Source organism: Flavobacterium sp. (assembly GCF_044338735.1).
Lineage (GTDB): Bacteria > Bacteroidota > Bacteroidia > Flavobacteriales > Flavobacteriaceae > Flavobacterium.
In genome coordinates, this window is record NZ_JBIIWV010000028.1 from 1 (window position 1) to 17,635 (window position 17,635).

General features: G+C 31.2%; 22 protein-coding genes, 1 tRNA gene and 1 pseudogene. 11 read left to right on the top strand and 13 right to left on the bottom strand.

What is annotated here, in order from left to right:
- Positions 1-26: 26 nt before the first annotated feature.
- The 3 genes from ACIQZC_RS03375 to ACIQZC_RS03385 all read left to right on the top strand — a co-directional run bounded on the left by ACIQZC_RS03375 (position 27) and on the right by ACIQZC_RS03385 (position 2,040).
- A tRNA-Arg gene (locus tag ACIQZC_RS03375) sits at positions 27-100 on the top strand.
- An 87-nt stretch (positions 101-187) separates the two neighbouring features.
- Complete coding sequence (locus ACIQZC_RS03380) at positions 188-799, top strand: YkgJ family cysteine cluster protein (protein WP_396137830.1); 612 nt, start codon at positions 188-190, stop codon at positions 797-799.
- A 26-nt stretch (positions 800-825) separates the two neighbouring features.
- On the top strand, positions 826-2,040 hold the full coding sequence (locus tag ACIQZC_RS03385; protein ID WP_396137831.1) for a glycosyltransferase family 4 protein: 1,215 nt from the start codon (positions 826-828) through the stop codon (positions 2,038-2,040).
- A 58-nt stretch (positions 2,041-2,098) separates the two neighbouring features.
- Here the strand turns inward: ACIQZC_RS03385 and ACIQZC_RS03390 are convergent, their stop codons facing one another.
- The 7 genes from ACIQZC_RS03390 to ACIQZC_RS03420 all read right to left on the bottom strand — a co-directional run bounded on the left by ACIQZC_RS03390 (position 2,099) and on the right by ACIQZC_RS03420 (position 8,621).
- Positions 2,099-2,680: a tRNA-(ms[2]io[6]A)-hydroxylase gene (locus ACIQZC_RS03390; RefSeq protein WP_396137832.1), complete on the bottom strand. Its 582-nt coding sequence runs from the start codon at positions 2,678-2,680 to the stop codon at positions 2,099-2,101.
- A 49-nt stretch (positions 2,681-2,729) separates the two neighbouring features.
- Positions 2,730-3,779 carry an o-succinylbenzoate synthase gene (locus tag ACIQZC_RS03395; RefSeq protein WP_396137833.1) on the bottom strand — a complete coding sequence of 350 codons (1,050 nt, stop codon included), beginning with the start codon at positions 3,777-3,779 and terminating at the stop codon, positions 2,730-2,732.
- Positions 3,780-3,795: 16 nt separating this feature from the next.
- On the bottom strand, positions 3,796-4,473 hold the full coding sequence (locus tag ACIQZC_RS03400; RefSeq protein ID WP_396137834.1) for a metal-dependent hydrolase: 678 nt from the start codon (positions 4,471-4,473) through the stop codon (positions 3,796-3,798).
- A gap of 24 nt (positions 4,474-4,497) precedes the next feature.
- Entirely contained in the window at positions 4,498-5,400 is a 903-nt protein-coding gene (menA, locus tag ACIQZC_RS03405) for a 1,4-dihydroxy-2-naphthoate octaprenyltransferase (RefSeq protein WP_396137835.1), read from the bottom strand.
- 270 nt (positions 5,401-5,670) lie between these two features.
- Entirely contained in the window at positions 5,671-7,176 is a 1,506-nt protein-coding gene (locus tag ACIQZC_RS03410; RefSeq protein WP_396137836.1) for a PH domain-containing protein, read from the bottom strand.
- A complete protein-coding gene (locus ACIQZC_RS03415; protein ID WP_396137837.1) occupies positions 7,169-7,741 on the bottom strand; it encodes a PH domain-containing protein in 573 nt (190 codons plus the stop codon). Before ACIQZC_RS03415 ends, ACIQZC_RS03410 begins: the two co-directional genes overlap by 8 nt.
- 40 nt (positions 7,742-7,781) lie before the next feature.
- Positions 7,782-8,621 carry a 1,4-dihydroxy-2-naphthoyl-CoA synthase gene (locus ACIQZC_RS03420; protein WP_396137838.1) on the bottom strand — a complete coding sequence of 280 codons (840 nt, stop codon included), beginning with the start codon at positions 8,619-8,621 and terminating at the stop codon, positions 7,782-7,784.
- A 130-nt stretch (positions 8,622-8,751) separates the two neighbouring features.
- Between ACIQZC_RS03420 and ACIQZC_RS03425 the strand changes: the two genes are divergently transcribed.
- Positions 8,752-9,180 carry a PH domain-containing protein gene (locus ACIQZC_RS03425; protein WP_396137839.1) on the top strand — a complete coding sequence of 143 codons (429 nt, stop codon included), beginning with the start codon at positions 8,752-8,754 and terminating at the stop codon, positions 9,178-9,180.
- Between the two features lie 4 nt (positions 9,181-9,184).
- The gene (locus ACIQZC_RS03430; RefSeq protein WP_396137840.1) at positions 9,185-10,366 is read left to right on the top strand and encodes a serine hydrolase domain-containing protein; all 1,182 of its coding nucleotides are present in this window, start codon (positions 9,185-9,187) and stop codon (positions 10,364-10,366) included.
- Here ACIQZC_RS03430 and ACIQZC_RS03435 read toward each other — a convergent pair whose 3' ends face one another.
- Both ACIQZC_RS03435 and ACIQZC_RS03440 read right to left on the bottom strand, forming a co-directional pair.
- Positions 10,367-10,624: a hypothetical protein gene (locus ACIQZC_RS03435; RefSeq protein ID WP_396137841.1), complete on the bottom strand. Its 258-nt coding sequence runs from the start codon at positions 10,622-10,624 to the stop codon at positions 10,367-10,369. It lies immediately after the preceding gene.
- 28 nt (positions 10,625-10,652) lie between these two features.
- Positions 10,653-11,489: a S1 RNA-binding domain-containing protein gene (locus ACIQZC_RS03440; RefSeq protein WP_396137842.1), complete on the bottom strand. Its 837-nt coding sequence runs from the start codon at positions 11,487-11,489 to the stop codon at positions 10,653-10,655.
- 159 nt (positions 11,490-11,648) lie between these two features.
- On the opposite strand from ACIQZC_RS03440, the gene prmA reads away from it, so the two are divergent.
- Together prmA and ACIQZC_RS03450 are read left to right on the top strand one after the other, a co-directional pair.
- Positions 11,649-12,482, top strand: a complete 834-nt coding sequence (prmA, locus tag ACIQZC_RS03445) for a 50S ribosomal protein L11 methyltransferase (protein ID WP_396137843.1) — start codon at positions 11,649-11,651, stop codon at positions 12,480-12,482.
- 56 nt (positions 12,483-12,538) lie between these two features.
- On the top strand, positions 12,539-12,814 hold the full coding sequence (locus ACIQZC_RS03450; protein WP_396137844.1) for an ATP-dependent Clp protease adaptor ClpS: 276 nt from the start codon (positions 12,539-12,541) through the stop codon (positions 12,812-12,814).
- Positions 12,815-12,843: 29 nt separating this feature from the next.
- Here the strand turns inward: ACIQZC_RS03450 and ACIQZC_RS03455 are convergent, their stop codons facing one another.
- The 3 genes from ACIQZC_RS03455 to ACIQZC_RS03465 form a co-directional block, all read right to left on the bottom strand.
- Positions 12,844-13,110 carry a heavy-metal-associated domain-containing protein gene (locus ACIQZC_RS03455; protein ID WP_396137845.1) on the bottom strand — a complete coding sequence of 89 codons (267 nt, stop codon included), beginning with the start codon at positions 13,108-13,110 and terminating at the stop codon, positions 12,844-12,846.
- A gap of 79 nt (positions 13,111-13,189) precedes the next feature.
- On the bottom strand, positions 13,190-13,603 hold the full coding sequence (locus ACIQZC_RS03460) for a DUF6691 family protein (RefSeq protein WP_396137846.1): 414 nt from the start codon (positions 13,601-13,603) through the stop codon (positions 13,190-13,192).
- Between the two features lie 2 nt (positions 13,604-13,605).
- On the bottom strand, positions 13,606-14,172 hold the full coding sequence (locus ACIQZC_RS03465) for a YeeE/YedE family protein (protein ID WP_396137847.1): 567 nt from the start codon (positions 14,170-14,172) through the stop codon (positions 13,606-13,608).
- 99 nt (positions 14,173-14,271) lie between these two features.
- Between ACIQZC_RS03465 and ACIQZC_RS03470 the strand changes: the two genes are divergently transcribed.
- From ACIQZC_RS03470 to ACIQZC_RS03485, 4 genes are all read left to right on the top strand, one after another.
- Complete coding sequence (locus ACIQZC_RS03470) at positions 14,272-14,772, top strand: DUF4199 domain-containing protein (RefSeq protein WP_396137848.1); 501 nt, start codon at positions 14,272-14,274, stop codon at positions 14,770-14,772.
- A gap of 1 nt (position 14,773) precedes the next feature.
- Positions 14,774-15,232 (top strand): 2-dehydro-3-deoxyphosphooctonate aldolase, encoded by a 459-nt coding sequence (locus ACIQZC_RS03475; protein WP_396137849.1) that lies wholly within the window; start codon positions 14,774-14,776, stop codon positions 15,230-15,232.
- A gap of 95 nt (positions 15,233-15,327) precedes the next feature.
- Positions 15,328-16,146, top strand: coding sequence for a 3-deoxy-8-phosphooctulonate synthase (gene kdsA / locus ACIQZC_RS03480; RefSeq protein ID WP_396137850.1), 819 nt, complete (start codon positions 15,328-15,330; stop codon positions 16,144-16,146).
- A 16-nt stretch (positions 16,147-16,162) separates the two neighbouring features.
- Positions 16,163-17,008, top strand: a complete 846-nt coding sequence (locus ACIQZC_RS03485; RefSeq protein WP_396137851.1) for a hypothetical protein — start codon at positions 16,163-16,165, stop codon at positions 17,006-17,008.
- A gap of 96 nt (positions 17,009-17,104) precedes the next feature.
- Here the strand turns inward: ACIQZC_RS03485 and ACIQZC_RS03490 are convergent.
- Positions 17,105-17,635: pseudogene (locus ACIQZC_RS03490) on the bottom strand (MFS transporter); the annotation flags it as partial.

Below are 17,635 nucleotides of genomic sequence, written 5' to 3' on the forward strand. Positions count from 1 at the left end.
TATCTATATTTGCACTCACAAAAAATGGCCTCGTGGCGCAACTGAATAGCGCATCTGATTACGGCTCAGAAGGTTACTGGTTTGAATCCAGTCGAGGTCACTAAAAGCTCTGCAATGCAGGGCTTTTTTATTAAAATAAAATTCATTTCTTCTTTTATAAAATATTAACTACCTTCGAAAAAAAAGAATGTCAATACCAGATCGCGTTATACAAGTAGAAGCGTTATACAGTAAACTTGAACTTGAAATAAATACTTTTCAAGAACATACAAAACTAAGCTGTGTTGCAGGTTGTGGCAAATGTTGTAACAATCCAGATATCGATGCCTCACCACTCGAATTTTTACCTTGGGCTTATCATTTGTATTTAAAAGGCAAAGCCGAAACAATATTAGATCAACTAAACGCCACTACTGAATTGACTAAGTGCCATATCTACCAACCTTTTTCGGAATTTGAAGGCGATAAAGGGAGTTGTTCAGACTATAAACACCGTGGATTAATTTGCCGCCTTTTTGGTTATGGAGCTACAAAAGATAAATATGGAAATCTTCGATTAGCTACTTGTAAAATCATCAAAGAAGGGCAAAAGGTAAATTTTGATCAATCAACTATTTCAATAAACGAAGGACTTTATGTGCCAATATTTACTGACTATTATATGAATTTATCGCAAATTGATTTTCAATTAGGAAACGTTGTGGTTCCTATTAATAAAGCATTAAAATTAGCATTAGAAGAAGTTTTGCAATATTATGCCTATCGCCCACTTCCAGAAGGACATAAAGATATTGTCTAAAAGCCACATTTTATTACTTTTACAGCATGAAACAATTAGTAATCATAGGAAGTGTTTGGCCAGAACCAACATCAACTGCTGCAGGAAATATAATGCTGCAACTTATTTCGTTGTTTCAAGAGCAAGATTATTCCATTACTTTTTTATGTTCGGCTTCACCATCAGAATTTTCATTTGATTTGAATCAGATTTCGGTTGCAACCCAATCAATACAATTGAATGATAATAGCTTTGATTTACTTATAAAAGAACTCAATCCAACTGTTGTGCTTTTTGATCGCTTTATGATTGAAGAACAATATGGCTGGCGCGTTATGGAAAATTGTCCGAATGCTTTAAGAATTCTTGACACCGAAGATTTACACTTCTTACGAAAAGCACGAGAACTGGCTTTTAAACAAAATCGAGAATTGGTTTTTGAAGATTATATTTCGGATACTTTTAAGCGAGAAATGGCCTCGATTTACAGATGTGATTTAACGATATTGATTTCGGAATACGAAATGCAATTGGCCACCGAAACATTCAAAATTGATCCAGCTCTTTTATATTATTTACCTTTTTTGTCGAATGAAATAAATACCAATGTTCCAAAATTTGAAGACAGACAACATTTTGTCAGTATTGGAAACTTTCTACACGAACCCAATTGGCAAACCGTTTTACAATTAAAAAAACATTGGAAATCAATTAAAGAACAACTTCCCGATGCTGAACTTCATGTGTATGGTGCTTATGTGTCAGAAAAATCGAAACAATTGCATAATGAAAAAGAAGGTTTTTTGATTAAAGGAAGAGCCGAAAGTGTTATTGACGTGTATTCTAAAGCAAGGATATTGTTAGCGCCAATACCTTATGGAGCAGGCTTAAAAGGAAAATTATTTGAAGCCATGCAATTGGGATTACCTTCTGTAACTACTTTAATGGGTGCCGAAGGAATGAATGGAGCTTTAGATTGGAACGGATTTATTGCGTCTGATGATCCTGATTTTATTGCAAAAACTGTCGAATTGTATACTAACGGGTCACTTTGGGAAACCGCTCAAAAAAAGGGTTATGAAATCATTGAAAAGCGATTTAAAAAAGAACAATTTTCAGCCGATTTTAGAGCAAAAATTGAATATCTCGTAAAGCATCTAAAATCGCATCGAAACGAAAACTTTTTAGGGCAAATTGTACAACATCAAAGTATTCAGAGTACTAAATATATGAGCAAGTGGATTGAAGCGAAAAACAGTTGACAGTCGCAGTTTTTAGTCGCAGTATATCACTGATAACTGAGACTGATACTGTAAACTTTTATCCATGAATCGTTTCCGATTTTCCGTAGCTCTCAATAACTTTAGCTTCAAATTCTAGCCATTCTTCCCAACGTTTTTTAACGTCGTAACCTTCTTCGGCTAATTCGTGAGCAAATTGTAAAAATGAAGTATAATGATTCGCTTCAGAAATCATTAATTCACGATAAAAAACAGCTAATTCTTCGTCTTTTATATTATCTGAAAGCACTTTAAAACGCTCACAACTTCTAGCTTCAATCATTGCAGCAAACAGCATACGCTCTACGATTAAATGCTTACGATTACCAGGTTTCATAAACTTAAATAAATCATTTACATAACTATCTTTTCGTTCACGTCCTAAAACCCATCCACGCGCTTTGATAATTTCGTGTACTTGTTCAAAATGATCCATTTCCTCTTTTGAAATCTTCGTCAATTCTGTAGTAATTTCAGTAAATTCTGGTAACATATTGATTAACATAATCGCATTAGAAGCTGCTTTCAATTCGCACCAAGCGTGATCGGTTAGAATTTCTTCTAAATTTCCTTCAGCTATGTTAGCCCATCTTGGGTCGGTTGGTAATTTTAAACGAAACATTTAATTATTGAATGAAGATTAATGATTTCAGAAAACAAAATTAAGAAGATTATAGTTGTAAACCTAAATTAGAAATATCCCAATTTTTATTGAGATTATAACCAATGTTCCCTTTAACTATTGCTAAAGGACAATCGAAATTATTGGTATATAAACCACCGGTTCCTAATCCTTGTGGCATTTTATTATTTAACGTGTACGTAAATTGTGTAATTGCATTTAATCCGATATTACTTTCTAAAGCCGAAGTAATCCACCAACCGATATTATGCTTTTCGGCCAATTTAATCCATTCTAAAGTTCCTTTGAAACCTCCCACTAAACTTGGTTTTAAGATGATGTATTGAGGTTGGATTTTTGATAATAACATTTCTTTCTGTTGGATTCCGAAAACCCCAATTAGCTCTTCGTCTAAAGCTATTGGAATAGGTGTTGTTTTACAAAGCTCTGACATCATGTCAGTATTGTTTTTTTGAATAGGCTGTTCAATACTATGTAATTCAAATTCAGATAGTTGATTTAATTTATATAAAGCTTCATTTGAACTAAAAGCGCCGTTAGCATCAACACGAATTTCAATCGTTTTTGCACCAAAATTTTGACGAATAAATCGCAATAAACCTAATTCTTTTTCAAAATCAATAGCTCCGATTTTCATTTTTATACACGAAAATCCTTGTGCTAATTTTTCTTCAATTTGTTGTTTCATGAAGGACTCCTCACCCATCCAAACCAAACCATTAATCAACATATTGGATTTTCCTTCTGTAAAGTTTGAAGGAAATAATTCGAAAGGAGTTTTAGATTGCAATGATAAAAATGCCATTTCTACTCCAAATTGTATCGATGGAAATTCAAGTAATGCATCCCATAATTTATCCTTACCCAAATGAATATTTTCACACACCCATTGTAATTTTTCTTCATAATCTAGTCGGTCATCTATTGATAAGCCGCGCAACAAACCACACTCGCCTATCCCAATTTTACCATTTTCTTCCAATAGTAAAAACCAAGTTTCTTTTTCCGTCATCACACCACGAGAGGTGCCACTTGGTCGATTAAAATTGAGAATGTATTTTTTATAGGTTGCTTCCATGTTTTTGACCCTAAGTCTATAAATCGATACTTTCACCAATTTCTAGAAGCATTAAATCTTTTCCGCTATCAAAAAATTTACGCTTAGCCTCTTGATGATTGATTTCGATGTAACCAAACGTATCGTAATGATAGCCTAAAACTTTATCACAATCTAAAAAATCTGAAGCAATAATAGCATCATCAACATCCATTGTAAAATTACTTCCAATAGGTAAAATAGCCAAATCTAATTTGGTTCGCATTGGAATTAATTTCATATCCATGGTTAAAGCTGTATCACCAGAGATGTATATGTTTTTATGTTCGCCTTCAATTACAAATCCGCCAGGTTGCCCAGCATAACTTCCGTCAGGAAAAGAGGAAGTATGAATAGCATTTACATATTTTACAATCCCAAACTTGAAATCCCAACTTCCGCCATGATTCATTGGATGGTAATTAAATCCTTTATTTCCATAATGTGAAGCAATTTCATAGTTTGATACAATTACCGCGTCTGTTCGCTTTGCAATGGCTTCAACGTCTAAAATAAGGTCTTGATGCGCATGTGTTAATAAAATATAATCGGCTTCCAATGTATTTATATCAATATGTGAAGCCTTTGGATTACCTGAAATAAAGGGATCAACCAAAATATGTACGCCCTTTACTTTGATTCCGATACAAGCGTGTCCGTAAAATGTGATTTTCATAGTTTTTATTTTAGTAAAAAGTAATTAGCTTAAAAAGACTAAAGTTAACCAAAATAATAGACTTAAGGCAAAAGTGGTTAAGGCTACTTTTTTGAGTTCTGGATCAAAATCTTCATATTTTTCTGATTTTTTTATTTTACCAATATGCATAAGCAAAGGAATATTAATAATTAAAACAGGTATTGCCGTAACCTTGATAATCAAACAAAAAACAATAAACATGATTGAAGCAATTGAGATACAAGCTTCATGATATTTCTTAGCCCAATTTAACCCCATTTTTACCACTAATGTATTTTTACCAGCGATTTTATCATTTTCAATATCGCGCATATTGTTCAAATTGAGCACAGCTACACTCAATAATCCGATGGCTGATGCGGGTAAGAATAATTTCCAATCGATAAAATGGGTAAATAAAAAATTTGAACCAATTACCGAAACCCATCCAAAGAACACAAACACAAATAAATCGCCAAAACCACTGTAACCATAAGCTCCTTTTCCTACCGTATACTTTATTGCTGCTCCGATTGAACCAATTCCTAATAAAATAAAAATCAAACTAAATATAAAATTTTCTTTGCCAAATGCTGTATAAATCAATCCTAAAGAAATTAAAAAAGTGATTAGAACAGTAATTAACACAGCTCTTTTCATTTGTTCAGCTGAAATAATTCCGGCTGCAACCAATCGTTTTTCACCAATTCGGTTAGCATCGGTACCTTTTACACCGTCACCATAATCATTAGCATAATTTGACAATACTTGTAAACCTAGGGTAGTTAACAATGCCAGAATTACTATTCGAAAATCGGAAAATCCTTGATAGTACGCATAAGCACTTCCCACAATAATCCCTGAAACGGAAAGTGGTAAAGTACGAAGTCTTGCGGCTTGAATCCAAGGTTGTATTTTATTTTTCATTAGATTGCGAATACTATTAATATCGTTGTTAGATTTAGTGCCAAATTAATATAATGAATCAAATAATTTTTGGTTTTAAAAATTGCATAGGTGTTTATGATTGGCAAAAGAAACAACAAAACTAACATTGGAAACCAAAGAATTTCATAAACCACACCCAAAATAGTTATCTTATATATATCAATTGTTTTGCAAAGTAACCAATACAAGAGCATTGAACTACTTAAAACTAAAAGAAGTTTTTTATTTGTGATTAACTTTTCCATATGATTACATCCAATTTTTATTACTATTTTCTATTTGAAATAACCAATAGTTTACCAAATTCTTAATTTCTGAATAATTTCCTGTAGTAAAACTAATATTTCCTCCAGCGGTTGACAAAGTTACTGAACCTATATTCGTTACCTTTTGCCAAAAGAATTGCTGAGTTGTAATAGCTTGTATTTTATTGGGTTTGACAATTGTATTTTCAATATCCCATGCACCATTTTGCTTGATAATAAAATCGTTTGAAACAAAAAGCTTGTAATTTTTATAAGAAAACCAAATTAGAAGTCCTGAAAAAACTATAAAAACAGCAACATAACTATACAATTCTGTCCATGTTACAAATTCCGTTTTACGATTTAGAAATAAGACAATTAAAATTGGAACTATCATTAAGAAAAAGGTATTTATTGCTAATTTTCTCCAATTAGGTAAATACAATTTTTCTTTAATAGGAAGCTGTCCGTATAATAAACTTAAAATGGCATCTCTTTCGCTGTCAGTGCATCCAGGGACTTGTAATTTATCTTTTTCTTTAACTTTTTCAAGATTGCTTGATGCTTGATTTATCTCTATTGTTGTAACATTAAATTTTTTCTGAAAATAATTTTGAATAATTTTTATTTGTTGAACCTTATTAGGATTCAATAAGGTACTTTTTGTTGAAATCAAGCCATAAGTTAAAATAATTGCTTGCCTACTCTTTTGAATCGTGAAATTAAAATATTTTACAATTGTTCTCACCAAATTAACAACCATTACTAATCCAAAAATACTAACTATTACTATTGTTATAGAAGTTAACATAGGTAACTTATCTAAATAGTTTGTAACTTGATCTTCGTTAATTTGAGTTGTATCTGATACTTGCCGTAAATTTTCCATGATTGTTGAAAAAAATAACAACAATAAGGCAAAACTTTTAACATAATTTGAAGTGAATCCAATTTTAATTAAACTTGATAATCGAATTTTTATCAATGAAGTTGGCTCATTTTCTTCTTGATTAATTTTTAAAAAAACACTATTTTCAAGTTGTGAATGATGAATTAATCGCTCTTTTAAAATAGTAGCCAAATCATGTGAAATTGCACTTATTGAAGCTTCTTTTTTATCACTTCCTGCAGTGTCAATTTCTAATTTATACACACCAACCAGTCGCTGAATTAAGCTTTGATTAATATTTACTTGCTGAATTTTATGCAATTGAATACTGATTCTTGTTTTGTTTAAAACGCCTTTATGAATTACAAACTCATTTGACTCGTCATCAATATGAAAAGTAAAAAAGTAATATTGTAAATATGAAAAAAAAGCAATAATTAGAATAGCAACTATAAAACCTCCAAAAACAAAAAAAGTATTGAGTGTTTCTATTTTTACAATCCAAATTAATAAAATAGGCCAAAACGCTCGAACCGATTTTTGTAATGTATTGGCAAACATTACAACAATTCCAGGAAGAGACTGCCTTTGTGGTTGTGAAAAATCAGTTAACTTATTCATTAAAATCCTTAATTACTGAAGTTGTAGGGTCGGTTTCAATAGTATCTAATATTGGATTTATTTTTTGGGAAACTAAATTTTTGATTTTTTGAGCCTCTTCTAATAGCAATCCTGGGATTTCAATATCTGAGCTACTTCCTCCTGCTGTGAATAATTCAATTGAAGCTAAACCGAGTTTTCTGGATATAAATCCTTGATGCAAGGCTACATGTTGCACTCTATTAAAAGGTATAATTGTAGTTGTTTCAGAAATTAAGCCTGATTTATAAATAGCGTCATGGGTTCGAAAAGCGTAGCCTTTTTTATTGAAACTTAGTTTGGCTAGAAGGTATGAAAGGAAAATCATAACACCAATAAATGCTCCCATAATCATCCAAACCCTATTTGAAAAAAGTTCTGATTTAAAATAAGAAATTACAAAAACCAGAATTAAAACCAAAAAGTTAAAAAGGCTCAAATTGATTGCAATTACATTAAAGTACTTAGATTGTAAGCGATTCAACTGTAATTCATCAAAATTAGGTAATTCGTTAATTTCTATGTTTTCATTTATAAATTTTGTCATTCTAATTTTTTATATTCTAATTTCTAAATTCGGACTTCTATTACGGCAAATATTTCTTTTCAAAATTGGGCTTGCGCTTTTCTAAAAACGCATCTCTTCCTTCTTTGGCTTCGTCAGTCATATATGCTAAACGCGTAGCTTCACCTGCAAAAACTTGTTGCCCTACCATGCCATCGTCGGTTAAATTCATGGCAAATTTTAGCATTTTAATAGATGTTGGTGATTTTGCTAATATTTCTTGTGCCCATTCATAAGCGGTTGATTCTAATTCAGCATGCGAAATTACAGCATTTACCATTCCCATTTCATACGCCTCTTGTGCCGAGTAATTTCTGCCTAAAAAGAAAATTTCTCTTGCTTTTTTCTGTCCTACCATTTTGGCTAAGTACGCCGAACCATAGCCACCATCAAAACTGGTTACATCGGCATCGGTTTGTTTAAAAATAGCATGTTCTTTACTAGCTAAAGTTAAATCACAAACCACATGAAGTGAATGTCCGCCACCTACAGCCCAACCTGGAACTACACAAATTACCGCCTTTGGCATAAACCGAATCATTCGTTGTACTTCTAAAATATTTAAACGATGATAACCGTCTTCGCCTACATAACCTTGATGTCCTCTTGCTTTTTGATCGCCACCGCTACAAAAACTCCAAATTCCATCTTTTGAACTTGGTCCTTCCGCCGAAAGTAACACCACTCCAATTGAAGTATCTTCTTGGGCATCATAAAAAGCTTCTATTAATTCTTTGGTGGTTTTTGGACGAAATGCATTTCTAACATCGGGTCTGTTAAAAGCAATTCGAGCTACTCCATCACATTTTTTATATGTGATATCTTCATATTCTTTTACGATTTTCCAATTGATAGTTGACATTTTTAATAATTTTTATCAAAAATACTTCAAAAATACTTTAATTTGCAAAAGCAGATGACATTTTTATAAAATCGTAATTAATTAATATTTTGAAAATATAATTTGTCCAAAAATAACAGTAAAACAATACATGAAATACAAATCGGACTTTAGTAAAATTAATTTTTTTATACCTCTATTTCCTTCAGTACTAGTATCGCTTATTGCTTTTTTGTCAGGAGATTCTATTGAAATGGTTTTGGCACCAATTGGAATTTTAATTTTACTTTTAAGTGTATTAATTACGGTTGGGTTTTTCACTACCTATTATGAAATTCAAGAAAACCTATTGATTGTTTCTATGTTTTTTTACAAAACAAAAATTAAAATTTCAGAAATTAGATCCATAAAATATTCCAATTCAATAATGAAAACAAATTTTTACAAACCGAGCTTTCATCACAAAGGCATTGAAATTGTTTATCACAAATACGACGATATATTTATCTCACCTGAAAAAAGAGACCAATTTATTACCAAATTACTAGAAATCAACCCAAATATTACGATAAAGAACTAACCATATGTTGAACAGAATTTTAATTTTAAGCCTAAGTATATTATTTGTCCATTGCGAGAAAAAACCTGACGAAAAAAACGAGTCTACACTAAAAGATAAAGATGGAAACGTTTCAGAATATGCAGTTAATTTCACCCGTTTGAGTACCGTTTATAAGAAAAAAATGGCCGATGATATTGAGTATTTTTATAATAAAAAATTCAATTCAAAAGATTTTAGTGGCGGATTTTTAGTAGCAAAAAACGGAGAAATTCTATATGAAAATTATAGCGGCTATGCCTATAAAGAAAATAGAGATTCCATAAAAAAGGACACACCAATTCATCTTGCCTCGGTGAGTAAAGTAATAACAGCCGTTACTGTTTTAAAATTAGTAGATCAAGATAAAATTGAATTAGATGAATTGGTTAGTGAATATCTTCCAGAATTTCCGCACAAACAGACAACAGTAAGAATGTTGCTAAACCATCGAAGTGGGCTGCGCAATTATGCTTACTTTTCAGATAATAAAAAAGTTTGGAATAAAAATAAAAATCTTACCAATCAGGACGTTTTGACGTTATTAGCAACAAAAAATATCGGTTTAGAATCTTCTCCTGGTACCCGATTTGGCTATTGCAATACAAATTATGCACTTCTTGCGTTAATCATTGAAAAGGTTACTGAAAAATCGTATCCAAAAGTATTGCAAGAAATGATATTTGATCCATTAGGAATGAAAAATACTTTTGTCTTTGATGATTTAAAGAATAAAGATAGTGTGTGTCAGTCTTATAAAAACAATTATTTGCGATTGGCTTTTGAATTTTTAGATCAAGTATATGGCGATAAAAATATCTATTCTACACCGCGTGATTTATTGAAATTTGACTTAGCATTATATTCTGAAGATTTTTTAAGCAAAAAAATGAAATCTGAAATGTTCAAAGGATATAGCTATGAACGAAAAGGAACCAAAAATTATGGTTTAGGAATTCGTATGTTAGAATTTGAAACCGGACAACATTATTATTTTCACAACGGATGGTGGCATGGTAATACTTCGTCTTATGTTACTTTGCAAAAAGACTCGGTAACTATTATTGCAATTTCAAATAAGTTTTCAAAAAAACCTTACCAAACGAAGCGGTTAGCGCCTATATTTGGTGATTATCCTTTTGAATTTAATGAAAGTGAGGGTGAATAATTAAGGTAATAATTCTAACTTAAAATGTCTAATCATAAATAAAATTGTAATTATATTGATGAGTAAACTTAGCCAATAATACCTATTACTTTCGTCTGTATTTACAGTAATTTCATACAAATTTAAAAGCGGTAAAATGACTATCGCAATCCAAATGGGAATCCAAATAATTTTAGTTTCAAATCCGATAAAATGAATGGTTTCAAACTGTTGAAAAATAGCAACAAACGTTAACATAAAAACGAATATGCTTAGCACAAGATACCATTTATTCTTTTTTGTCATGTTACACTAAATAAATTCCGTCTTCTTTGATTTCGATTAATTGTTGCTTGTATAAATTTCCAACGGCTTTCTTGAAATTCTTTTTACTCATTTTCAAAACCGTTTTAATATCTTCTGGATGCGAATGATCAGTCAATCGCAAAAAGCCACGATTTGCTTTTAATTCGTCTAAAATTATTTGGGATGAAGGCTCAATTGCTTCTACTCCTACTTTTCGCAACAACACATCAATTTTTCCGTCAGGGCGAATGTTTTTAATATAACCAATGGTTTTCATTCCTGGCTTTACATCTGTATACACCTCATTTTTATAAGCTAACCCTTTGTATTTCTGATTAATGATGACATTAATTCCGCCTTCAGTAATATGTGAAATTAAGATTTGTACTTCTTCATTAGGTTCCAAATCAACATTTTCATTCGATAAATATTTATTTGTTCTACTTGATGCTACTAAACGATTGGTTTTTTCATCTAAATGCATGTAAACCAAATAACGCTTTCCAACTTCCATTGGGCGAGCTTGTTCTTTAAACGGAACAAATAAATCTTTCTCTAATCCCCAATCTAAAAAGGCACCAAACTGATTCATGTAATTTACTTTTAAATGAGCAAATTCATTCAGTTTAATATACGGTTTCAGTGTAGTTGCTACAGGGCGTTCTTCATGGTCAAGATATATAAAAACCGTTAAATCATCGCCAATAGAAAATTCTTGTGGAACATATTTATTGGGCAACAAAACATCATCTTCTTGTGTTTCTTCACTTCCTAAAAATAAACCAACTTTAGTATCTCGTAAAATTCGTAAGGTATTGTAATCGCCAATATGTATCATGTAATATAAAAATAGTACACAAAGGTAATCATTTTTAGATTTAGAAATATCCTTATCTAATTACTATATATAACATTTTGAATTTATTGATAAAACTAAAAGGATGATAAAAACATATTTTTTAGAACAAAATAGTACCTTTGCAAAAAAGTTAATATTATGTCAAACATCTATATTGGATATCATTTCGAAATCAGCCCTTTAGAATTAGGAAGTGAAATTTTAATCGCCGAATTAGGTGAAAAAGCTTTTGAAAGTTTTATTGAAACCGAAACCGGAATTTCTGCCTTTGTACAAAAAGATTTGTGGAGCGAAACTATTTTAGAAGATATTTACATTTTAACGAATTCAGAATTTACAATCAAATATACTTTCGAAGAAATTGAGCAAGTAAATTGGAATGAAGAATGGGAAAAAAACTTTGAAGCTATTGATGTAGATGGAAAGTGCCATGTGAGAGCTCCTTTTCATGAAAAAACTAATGCCGAATATGATATTGTAATCGAGCCTAAAATGAGTTTTGGGACGGGTCATCATGAAACGACACACATGATGATTCAACACATTCTTGAAACGGATTGTACCAATAAAAAAACCCTAGACATGGGATGCGGCACAGCTATTTTGGCAATTTTAGCCGAAATGAAAGGTGCTCAGCCAATCGATGCTATTGATATCGACAATTGGTGTTACTTAAATTCTATCGAAAATGCTGAACGCAATAACTGCAAGCATATTTCGGTATATGAAGGTGATGCCGATTTTTTATTTGGAAAAAGATATGACATTATCATTGCTAATATCAACCGAAACATTTTATTGAACGATATGCAAACCTATGTTGATTGTTTAAACGGAAACGGTCTATTATTTTTAAGTGGTTTTTATACCGAAGATATTCCTGTAATTTCAGAAAGTTGTGTATCAAAAGGGCTGACTTATGAAAAACAATTTGAACGAAATAATTGGGTTGCTTTAAAATTTACTAAATAGAATTTTGAGATTTACTTATTAAATTTTATTTTTGTTATATGAATTCCAATCTAAAAATGAGCACCATAGAAAAAGTACAAGAAGACGTTTTAGTAGAAGAGGCAGTTGGTAGTAACAATGAAATTGTATTGCACAATGACGATGTAAATACCTTTGATCATGTTATTGAAACCTTAATACGTGTTTGTAAACACGATGCACTTCAAGCAGAACAATGTGCTTTACTCGTTCATTATAAAGGAAAATGTACCGTAAAAACCGGAACCATTGAAGAATTAAAACCGCAATGTTCGGCACTTCTAGACGCCGGATTGAGTGCAGAAATTATATAAAAAAGTCCCGATGAATCGGGACTTTTTTATTAACTCATTTTTCCAATAGCACAGCTTACATAAGATTTAGCTTTTGAACCAAAACTATTGGCTTCACCATCTTCGGGATAACCTAAGGAATGTAATTTATCTTTTACTTCGGCTAAATTACCTTCTGTTTCGTAATGAAAAGTAACTGAACTTTCTTCGACATTTACTGTTACATTACTAATATTTTCAATTGCACTAATATTTTTAGTGATGGTATTTGCACAACCCCCACATTTTAAATTTTGGATATATATCTTAGTTTCCATAGTATTTGATTTAAATTCCACTCAAAGTTACAAAATATAAAACCATTAAAAGGGTAAACATAATTACTTTAACGAAACTTTAATGAGGCAGATAATCTAGTAACAAACCGTAAATATAAGTGCCGAGTAAAGCTCCAATAAACACTACAGCAACAGCATAAGTTCCAGTACCTAATAGTATAAAAATAGGCCCCGGACAACTGCCTACAAGCGCCCAACCTAAACCAAAAAGTGTTCCGCCAATAATATAACGCCAAAAACCTCGCTCTTTTTCAATAATAGCAATAGGAAACCCGTTAAAATCTTTTAGTTTTTTCTTTTTAATAAGTTGGATTCCAATAATTCCGGTAAACAGCGCTGTTCCAATTATTCCATACATATGAAAGGATTGAAAATGAAACATCTCATATATTCGATACCAAGAAACTGCTTCAGCTTTGGTTAAAACAATTCCAAAAAAAACGCCTATTAAAAAAAATCTTGCTAACTTCATGCTTATGCTGTTTTAAAAATTATTGGTAATAAAAAATGCGCCATAAGTATTCCTCCAATGAAAAACCCAATTACTGCAACTAATGAAGGTAATTGTAAATTACTCAATCCTGAAATAGCATGTCCAGAAGTACAACCACCAGCATAGCGTGTTCCAAAACCTATAAGCAAACCACCAATCATTAATATTGTAAAACCTTTAGGTGATTGTAATGTTTCCATACTGAATAGCGCATCAGGAAGTAATTTTCCATTCGGCGCATCAATACCTAGCAATTGTAATTGAGTGATTGTATCTGGATTTAAATTAACACCACTTCCATTAGATAAAAAATGATACGCAATAAATCCGCCAACAAGCGCTCCCAAAACAACTGCTAAACTCCATTTTTGTTCTCTCCAATCCATTTTAAAAAAATCACTAAACTTTCCGGCACCTGCCATTGAACAAAGAGTTCGTAAATTAGATGACATTCCAAACGATTTTCCAAAATAAATTAAAATAAGCATGGTCATCCCGATTAAAAAACCAGAAACAGACCAATGCCAAGTACCATAAATAATTTCCATTTTTTTTGCAAATTTGTACAAAAATAGAAATTAAGATTGGTTTATAAGTTACTAATGTTACAAAATTGCCTAATTTTGAACTATTAAATTTTACAATCAATGAAAAAGTTTTCGATCGAAATTAAATGGGGAATCATTGCTATTATTATTTTTTTAGCATGGATGACTTTAGAAAAAGAATTAGGATTTCATGATGAAAAAATAAAATGGCAACCACTATTCAACTTGTTGTATATTTTTCCAACTTTTTTAGTCTATTATCTAGCACTTCGAGAGAAAAAAGTAAAATATTATCAGCAAAATATGAATTGGAAACAAGGATTAATTTCTGCAATTATTATATCCTTTATTATTGTGCTTTTTAGTCCGATTACCCAATTTATAACCCACGAATTTATAAGTCCAGACTTTCTTGACAATACAATAAACTACACCGTAAGTAGAAAAAAATTTACATTATCAGCAGCAAAAGAATACACAACCTTAACCAGTTCTATTTGGAAAAATATTTCGGATGGATTATCGTTTGGAGTAGTAATTGGCGCGATTGTTGCTTACCTTTTAAAAACAAATACAGCATCAACTTCAAAAATAATCTAAGATGAAATATTTAGCATTTATAGGAACTGCCCTATTATTCACCAGTTGTATAAGTACAAAATCTACAATAAAAAACATAGACAACACCGCCATACGACCGTCTTATGCAAATGAAATGTATCTCATTACAGAATATGCAGAAGATTCAAACTATGGATTTGATGCAGATTATCCTATTAATATTGGTTTTATTCACGATAAACAAGAAGAAATAAACGTTTATTACTTTTTTAATGGTTTAGAAGGACCAAATGGTGAGAAAATAAATTTCAAGAAAATAGACACATGCTGCCCTTTTCCTACAAAAAACACCACGATGGGAGCTGGTACATTAAGTATTTATGAAGTTTCATTAGAAGGAACTACTAAAAAATTCACAATCTATATCAACACCTTTGAGAAAGGAAAATTGATTTGTCCAAAAGGATTGAAAATCAAAAAAAAATCAACGTTAGAATAAGAAATTCTTTTTTATAGCCTGTAACATAAGTAACCTTTTAAATGACTATTTAGAAGGTTTTTCTTTTTATATTTGCAACTTCAAAATCAACACAAATGAATTTACAAAACATACCGCAAATTAAACATACTGAAAGTGGTAATTTTTTCCTACTGGCTGGCCCTTGTGCTATTGAAGGAGAAGAAATGGCTTTACGAATTGCTAAAAAGCTCGTTTCGGTAACTGATAAACTACAAATTCCTTTCGTTTTTAAAGGTTCATTCAAAAAAGCAAATCGTTCAAGAATAGATAGTTTTTCAGGGATTGGAGATGAAAAAGCATTGAAAATATTACAAAAAGTATCGAAAGAATTTGGAGTTCCTACCGTAACCGATATTCACACAAATGAAGATGCTGTAATGGCTGCTGAATATGTTGATATTTTGCAAATTCCAGCATTTCTAGTACGTCAAACCGACTTAGTTGTTGCTGCTGCAAAAACAGGAAAAACGGTTAATTTGAAGAAAGGACAATTCATGAGTCCTGAAAGTATGAAGCACGCAGTTCAAAAAGTGTTAGATTGCAACAATGAAAACATCATGGTTACTGATAGAGGAACTATGTTTGGATATCAAGATATGATTGTTGATTTTAGAGGAATTCCTACCATGCAACAATTTGCTTCAACAGTTTTAGATGTAACTCACTCTTTACAACAACCAAATCAAATGACTGGTGTAACGGGTGGTCGTCCAGACATGATTGAAACCATTGCAAAAGCAGGAATCGCTGTTGGTGTTGATGGTATTTTCATAGAAACACACTTTGACCCAGCAAATGCAAAAAGTGATGGCGCCAATATGCTTCATTTAGATTATTTCGAAGGACTAATGACTAAATTAGTAGCTATTCGAAAAACTGTAAATCAATTTTAATTTTTTATAACTTTAAATGAAACATCCATTTTTAATTACTTTACTAACTATTTGTGTGTTTTCACAGTATACTTTTTCGCAAGAAACAGTAGAAAATCCTGAAAAATACACCAGTAAAAACAAAGGTAAATTTTATATTTTTTGGGGAGGAAATCGTGAATCATATTCTAAATCAGATATTCGATTTAAAGGAGCTGATTATGATTTTACGATTTATGATGTAGGGGCTCATGATGTACCAAAAGGATATCATGTTGATTATTTAAATCCAGCAAAAATGACCATTCCTCAAACCAATTTAAGAATTGGATATTTTATCAATGATCATTACAACATATCTATCGGTTTTGACCATATGAAATATGTAATGTATAATGATAGAACCGTAAATTATTCGGGTTATTATCCAAATGCGGGAACTTATAATGAGAATCCTACAGCTAATGAATTGACGCTTCACGAAGATTTTTTAACCTTTGAACACACCGATGGTTTAAATTATGTAAATACCGAATTTTGTAGAGTTGACGACATTTCAAATCTTTTCAAAATATCAAATACTGATAAATTTCAAATAAATATTACAGAAGGTGTTGGTGCTGGTTTATTATACCCAAAAACAAATACACAACTTTTAGGAAAAGATCGATACGATCAATTTCATATTGCTGGTTATGGCGTTTCGGCAAAGGCAGGGTTGAATTTTACCTTTTTCAAACATTTCTTCATTCAAACCGAAATTAAAGGGGGCTATATCGAAATGAATAATATTAGAACTACCAGTAATACTGCAGATAAAGCAGAACAACATTTTTGGTTTTTACAACGAATCATCAGTGTGGGTGGTATTTTTAGAATCTAACTAAAAAAAGTTATGCAATGCAATAAAAAACTCCGTCAGAAATTAATATCTGACGGAGTTTTTTACTTTGTAATTTTAGCTTTATACGTTGTCTTTTTAATGACTTCCTTCTACTTCAATAGCATCAACATCGATGTTTTGTTTTTTTAACAAACCTTTTACCAAAATAGCGAAAAGTGTTAAATAAGCAAAACAAACAACAGCAATAATATAAGACTGATGAATTCCAATAATATCGGATAATTTACCTTGAATTGGTGGAATAATTCCTCCTCCTAAAATCATCATCACTAAGAATGCTGAACCTTGAGAAGTATATTTTCCTAAACCAATAATTGACAAACTAAAAATTGATGGCCACATAATACTACAAGCTAATCCACCGGCTAAAAAGGCATAAATAGCAACTGTTCCAGTACTAAATAAACCAATCAACATAGCAATAACTCCAAACGTTCCAAAGATGGTAAGTGTTCTTGCTGGTTTATCTTTACTCAAAAAGAACGCTATAATTTGAACGATTACACAAACAATATAATAATATAAAGGTTTCATATCTTTTCCTGAAAGAATATTTACACCTAATATAATTCCAAAAGCAACCAATGGAACTATAATTAAAGCAAT

Coding starts and splice junctions, on each gene's coding strand:
- ACIQZC_RS03430 (WP_396137840.1), top strand. CDS start 9,185: ATGTTGAACAGAATTTTAATTTTAAGCCTAAGTATATTATTTGTCCAT.
- kdsA (WP_396137850.1), top strand. CDS start 15,328: ATGAATTTACAAAACATACCGCAAATTAAACATACTGAAAGTGGTAAT.
- ACIQZC_RS03440 (WP_396137842.1), bottom strand. CDS start 11,489: ATGATACATATTGGCGATTACAATACCTTACGAATTTTACGAGATACT.
- ACIQZC_RS03400 (WP_396137834.1), bottom strand. CDS start 4,473: ATGAAAATCACATTTTACGGACACGCTTGTATCGGAATCAAAGTAAAG.
- ACIQZC_RS03460 (WP_396137846.1), bottom strand. CDS start 13,603: ATGAAGTTAGCAAGATTTTTTTTAATAGGCGTTTTTTTTGGAATTGTT.
- menA (WP_396137835.1), bottom strand. CDS start 5,400: ATGAAAAATAAAATACAACCTTGGATTCAAGCCGCAAGACTTCGTACT.
- prmA (WP_396137843.1), top strand. CDS start 11,649: ATGTCAAACATCTATATTGGATATCATTTCGAAATCAGCCCTTTAGAA.
- ACIQZC_RS03465 (WP_396137847.1), bottom strand. CDS start 14,172: ATGGAAATTATTTATGGTACTTGGCATTGGTCTGTTTCTGGTTTTTTA.
- ACIQZC_RS03385 (WP_396137831.1), top strand. CDS start 826: ATGAAACAATTAGTAATCATAGGAAGTGTTTGGCCAGAACCAACATCA.
- ACIQZC_RS03450 (WP_396137844.1), top strand. CDS start 12,539: ATGAGCACCATAGAAAAAGTACAAGAAGACGTTTTAGTAGAAGAGGCA.
- ACIQZC_RS03410 (WP_396137836.1), bottom strand. CDS start 7,176: ATGAATAAGTTAACTGATTTTTCACAACCACAAAGGCAGTCTCTTCCT.
- ACIQZC_RS03395 (WP_396137833.1), bottom strand. CDS start 3,779: ATGGAAGCAACCTATAAAAAATACATTCTCAATTTTAATCGACCAAGT.
- ACIQZC_RS03380 (WP_396137830.1), top strand. CDS start 188: ATGTCAATACCAGATCGCGTTATACAAGTAGAAGCGTTATACAGTAAA.
- ACIQZC_RS03415 (WP_396137837.1), bottom strand. CDS start 7,741: ATGACAAAATTTATAAATGAAAACATAGAAATTAACGAATTACCTAAT.
- ACIQZC_RS03455 (WP_396137845.1), bottom strand. CDS start 13,110: ATGGAAACTAAGATATATATCCAAAATTTAAAATGTGGGGGTTGTGCA.
- ACIQZC_RS03470 (WP_396137848.1), top strand. CDS start 14,272: ATGAAAAAGTTTTCGATCGAAATTAAATGGGGAATCATTGCTATTATT.
- ACIQZC_RS03485 (WP_396137851.1), top strand. CDS start 16,163: ATGAAACATCCATTTTTAATTACTTTACTAACTATTTGTGTGTTTTCA.
- ACIQZC_RS03425 (WP_396137839.1), top strand. CDS start 8,752: ATGAAATACAAATCGGACTTTAGTAAAATTAATTTTTTTATACCTCTA.
- ACIQZC_RS03475 (WP_396137849.1), top strand. CDS start 14,774: ATGAAATATTTAGCATTTATAGGAACTGCCCTATTATTCACCAGTTGT.
- ACIQZC_RS03420 (WP_396137838.1), bottom strand. CDS start 8,621: ATGTCAACTATCAATTGGAAAATCGTAAAAGAATATGAAGATATCACA.
- ACIQZC_RS03390 (WP_396137832.1), bottom strand. CDS start 2,680: ATGTTTCGTTTAAAATTACCAACCGACCCAAGATGGGCTAACATAGCT.